Annotated in this window: 2 protein-coding genes; both read right to left on the reverse strand. The window is 44.7% G+C overall.

The genetic code is table 11. The annotated features are described in order from the left end of the window. Positions 1 to 162 precede the first annotated feature (162 nt). Positions 163 to 1,143 carry an adenylate/guanylate cyclase domain-containing protein gene (locus tag PN499_RS12110; RefSeq protein WP_272032161.1) on the reverse strand — a complete coding sequence of 327 codons (981 nt, stop codon included), beginning with the start codon at positions 1,141 to 1,143 and terminating at the stop codon, positions 163 to 165. An 82-nt stretch (positions 1,144 to 1,225) separates the two neighbouring features. Continuing rightward, positions 1,226 to 1,813: a hypothetical protein gene (locus PN499_RS12115; protein WP_272032159.1), complete on the reverse strand. Its 588-nt coding sequence runs from the start codon at positions 1,811 to 1,813 to the stop codon at positions 1,226 to 1,228. Positions 1,814 to 2,042: the final 229 nt, after the last annotated feature.

Below are 2,042 nucleotides of genomic sequence, written 5' to 3' on the forward strand. Positions count from 1 at the left end.
AATGATTATTAAAAGCTATACTTGGGCAAGTTATAGTCAACAAAAAGTTATGTTTGACCGAGCTTGAATTGCCCATCAAGTGCGATGGCTGCGGCTGGCTACGCGATCGCGATTTTTTCTAACTTATTCAGCAAGCCCTAAGTAAATTCTTCTTCCTTCTACTTAGCTAGTGCTTTTCGTTTTCAGAAAACTATTTAATTCCGCAAAAGTACCGCCATAAGTAACAGTAGGATGCTCGTAACCTTTCAAATCAACGGCATACTGCTTAAAAACGTTGCTTCCTCCCAACTCCGAGAGGTATTTGTAAGTCGTCTCTCCTAGAGCAATATCCTTACCAATTTGCTTCGTGCAAGATTCTAGGCGAAAAGCTGCATTCACAGTATCTCCGAGAGCCGTATAATCTGAGCGATCGCTACTACCAGCATTTCCCACCATCGCATAACCCGTATTAATTCCCGCTCCCACTCGCAAAGGAAAGGGAAGGGGATAACGACTGCTAAGTTCGTCTGTGGCCTTATGAAGTTGACTTAGAGCTTGACAAATTCGCAGCATCTCATCCTGACTAACGCCGTTAGCCTTGTGAAACCAGACAGCCATGATCGCATCGCCAATGTATTTATCTACCCAACTACCATGCTCGCGGATAATTTGCCCTGCTTGGCGGAACCAACTACCGATCACTTCTGAGAGAATAGTTTCGTCGAGTTGCCTAGTCAAAACAGTAAAATCTCGGATATCCATTACCATCACCGAGATCAGACTGCGAACCGTCAAAGTAGCCGTAAAATCTTCAGAATCAGCCTCGATTAAGGGGCCACTAAGGCGATTGGTAGGGGGACAGTTAAACTCCAGTTCAGTTTGACCAAAGACTAGGCGATCGCTATTCTTCAAAGTTACAGGAATACTCACCCGCCGCCCATTGACAAAAGAGCCATTACGACTGCCCAGATCGATCAGGTAAAACTCTCCTGTTTCCATCCGTTGTAACATCGCGTGGCTGCGGGAAATCCACCGATCGCTTAATACGAAATTATTATCATCGCTCCGCCCAATAGTCCAGCAATTGCTGCCCACCAGAGGTAGATAGCGATTGCCCGCATCAGTGCGAAGTACCAAATGAGGAGTGGGTTGTAACGTCACCACAGGCCCTAAAAAATGCCTCAATAGCTGTTCAGATATGCTAATTTACAGCTTGACACTCTCCGGTCTAAAAACACGGGGATTCTTAAGGAAAAACTTTGGGGGATGAATCCGCCTCAAGTTTGATGCTTAAAGGGTTTGTCAATAAGCCCCTACCCGCAGTCTCAATGGTTGCTGAGCTTAGTCGAAGCATTGAGCCTGGGGCTACTTTTGCTTTGCAGATGATGTTTGCTGCACCGTTAACGTCTGCATTCAAGATTAAGCCCGCTTTAAGACGGTATAAACCTCGCTTAATTCCTTTCCCTGATGGTTGCCAACTGTCGGGTTTTTCACCAAATGCGGCTGGCAGTAAATCTCGGTCTAAAAAACTGGTTTTCGATCTGTAATCTTCCTCTTGGGCTACGAATCGCCACCCCCTCAATTCGCATTCTTGCTGCCATCTTTCTTTGACTTTAGCTATCGGTATTTGCACAAAATTTTGATTACTCTTAACCCCCATTTTTACTTCTGGTTTTTGCCCCTTAGCAAAATGCTCTTTTCTTTTGTTTCCCAGGGGCAACCTGACTTTATTACCCACAACTTTTAGAGCTTGATTGGGATAAGAAAGTAGTTGCTCAACTATTGTCCGATCGTTTCCCCTTAAATGCCAAATATCTTTTTGTACTGCGTACACTTTGTTTCACCTCGGTAGTTGAGCCTGTCGAAACTCCGTTAACTAACTTTACCATATTTGGCAAATATCTCACTGAGAGACTAAAGCCTCCTCTTGCCTTTCATCTCTGGACTAAAGTTTGAGGGTAGAGGGCTATTTTTTATAATTTCAAGCTACCAGATCCGGCCGGGGTTGCTTGAGTCGCTTACACCCTACAGCGCTTTTCCCGTAAGTATTGCACCATATAATC

The sequence above is a fragment of the Kamptonema animale CS-326 genome (genome assembly GCF_028330895.1).
GTDB lineage: Bacteria > Cyanobacteriota > Cyanobacteriia > Cyanobacteriales > Microcoleaceae > Kamptonema > Kamptonema formosum.